The sequence below is a fragment of the Micrococcus sp. PSi08 genome (assembly GCF_054960655.1).
In genome coordinates, this window is the sequence record NZ_JBHNYP010000057.1 from 1 (window position 1) to 2,446 (window position 2,446).

Sequence of the window (2,446 nt, forward strand, 5' to 3'; positions counted from 1 at the left end):
ACGTGGGCGTGGTGCAGGAGCCGGTCCACGGTGGCGGTGGCCAGGGTCTTGGGCATCAGCTCGTCGAAGCCGGCCGGGTGCAGGTTCGAGCTGATCGCTACGGAGCGTTTCTCGTAGGCGGCGTCCACGATGCGGTAGAGGCCCTCGGCGGCATCGTCGGCGACCGGCAGCAGGCCGATGTCGTCGATGACGATCAGGTCGGCGCGCAGGATTCGGGCGACGGCTTTGGTGATGGTGTCATCGGGCCGGTGGGCCCGGATCATCGCCCCGAGGTCCTCCAGGGTGAACCAGGCCACCCGCTTGCCCTCCTCCACGGCCTGCTGGCCCAGGGCCTCGAGGAAGAAGGTCTTGCCGGTGCCGGAGGGCCCGCAGACCACGAGGTTCTCTCTGCGCGAGAGCCATTCCAGGGTGCGCAGGGACTGCTGGGTCGGGGCCGGGATCGAGGAGGCGCCCGGATCCCAGGTCGTGAAGGTCTTGCCGGTGGGGAACCCGGCGGCCTTGCGCCGGGCGGCGAGCATGGATCGGGCCCGACCGGTGGTCTCCTCGACCAGCAGGGCCTTGAGGACCTCGGCCGGCTCCCAGCGTTGGGCCCGGGCGGTGGCCAGTACCTCGGCGGCGATACCGCGGGCGTGGGGCATCTTCAGCTGCCGCAACAGCGCCTCCAAATCGGCCGGCAGCGCCGGTGCGGCGGTGTTCGGGGTGTGGATGCTCACCGGGCTGCCCCCTCGGTGTTGGAGGTACCGAGGCCGGCCCAGCCGGCGGTGCCCTGGGTCAGGGACCGTTCCTCGGTGGCGGTGTGCATCCCGGTGCGGTGGCCGGCGGCGGTGAGCAGGGAGGCCAGGTCGCCGTGGGCGAAGCGCTGGTGCACCGCGGCCACCCCGAGGGCGCGGTCGACCTGGTCGGTGCCGGCGAGCTTGGCCAGGGTGACGGCCTCGGCCATCTTCTGACCGATCCGGCTGGTGCCGGCCGCGGCGGCCTCCACCAGCCAGGTCCTCGCTCCGGCCCCGATGGCCAGGAACTCGGCCTCCGCCGCCGAACGGGGCACCGGGGTGTAGTCCCCGGGCACCTTGTCCGTCTCGTGGCCGGGGAAGTGCGCGTCGTCGATGGCCGGGGACCCGGGCCGGGCCACCCGGTGCCGGGCGACCTCCACCGGCCCCTGCGCACCGGCGTGCATGATCACCACCATCGAGTCCGGTCCGGTGCCGTGATGGCGCACGAACACCTCGGCCCCGAGCAGGTGCGCGGGCACCGAGTACTGGGCGTTTTCGAAGGAGACCATCGGCGTGTTCTCCGGCACCTTCCGTCCCACCCCGTAGGCCACGGTGTGCGCCGTGGCGGGGATCCGATGCAACGCGCTGGTCTCCTCGGCGAGCATGTGGTCCGGGCGGCGCCGGGTCACCCGGTGCTCCCGGGAGTTCACCATGGCCATGAACCCCGCGCAGGCGGCCTCGAGCTCAGCGAACGAGGCGTACTGGTCCCGCAGGTTGGTGTCCTTCGGGACCAGGTCGGCCTTGGCCAGCTTCACCGCGTTCTCCACCCCGCCCTTGGCGGCCGGATCCGCTGGCTGGCAGGTCAGCACCTCCACGCCGTAATGCCGAGCGAACGCCACGGTGGCCTGGTTACGCACCGGCACCCCGGCCACATGAGAGACCGTCACTGTCTTCTCGTTATCCGTCAGCACATAGGTCGGCGCGCCCCCGATCAGCCGGAAGCACCGGTCCAGGGCGGCGAACACACTCGGAGCCGTCCTATCACGCAGGGCGATGACGATCCGGTAGCGGGACCAGGCCAGCCAGGCCACGAACAGCACCGTCTTGGCCCCGTCGATCGCCGGCCCATCGCCGAAGTCGTACTGCAGCCATGCGCCCGGCTCGGTGATCCAGGGCCGGTGCACCCGGCGCTTCCCGGCCCGCCAGGCGGTCTTCACCTCGGCCACCGCCCGCCGGGTGGAGCGCTCAGAGCCGGTGTAGCCCATTGCGGTGAGCTTGGCGTGCACGACATCGGCGCGGATCCTGCCCGTGGAGGCCTCGACCCATTCCTCGATCTTGGGCAGCCAGACATCGGTGACCTTCGGGCGGCTGGCTCCGGATCCAGGGGTCTGGCCGGCGTCGCGGGCCCGCACCAGCCGGGCCACGGTGTGATGGGAGCAACCGGCCAGCTCGGCGGCGCCCCGCAATGACTTGGTCAGGTCATAGGCACTGAGTATTTTCATGGTTTCTGCGGCATCCTTCATTCAGGGCCTCTTCCTCGCTGGATTCGATTCGACACCGATATCCAACCCGGGGAGGAGGCCCCCGCCGGCTCACGACGCGGCGGGCAACGAGCAACGCGGGCAAACCAGATGGCCAGCACCGGGCAGTTCCCGTGGCCATCACTGGGCAGTCCTCATGGCCGTCAGCGGGTCATTCCCTGGCCACCTATGGGCAGCTTTTCATGGCCGCTTACA

The 2,446-nt window shown here is 70.7% G+C and carries 2 protein-coding genes; both read right to left on the minus strand.

The annotated features are described in order from the left end of the window. A partial coding sequence (locus tag ACFI33_RS11725; protein ID WP_145016029.1) for an ATP-binding protein occupies nt 1-713 on the minus strand: 713 nt, incomplete at its 3' end. Next, on the minus strand, nt 710-2,233 hold the full coding sequence (locus ACFI33_RS11730; protein ID WP_462624046.1) for an IS21-like element ISMlu14 family transposase: 1,524 nt from the start codon (nt 2,231-2,233) through the stop codon (nt 710-712). The genes ACFI33_RS11725 and ACFI33_RS11730, both read right to left, overlap by 4 nt. Nucleotides 2,234-2,446: the final 213 nt, after the last annotated feature.

Bases quoted from the DNA above. Each gene is read 5' to 3' on its own strand.
- ACFI33_RS11730 (WP_462624046.1), bottom strand. From the start codon at position 2,233: ATGAAGGATGCCGCAGAAACCATGAAAATACTCAGTGCCTATGACCTG.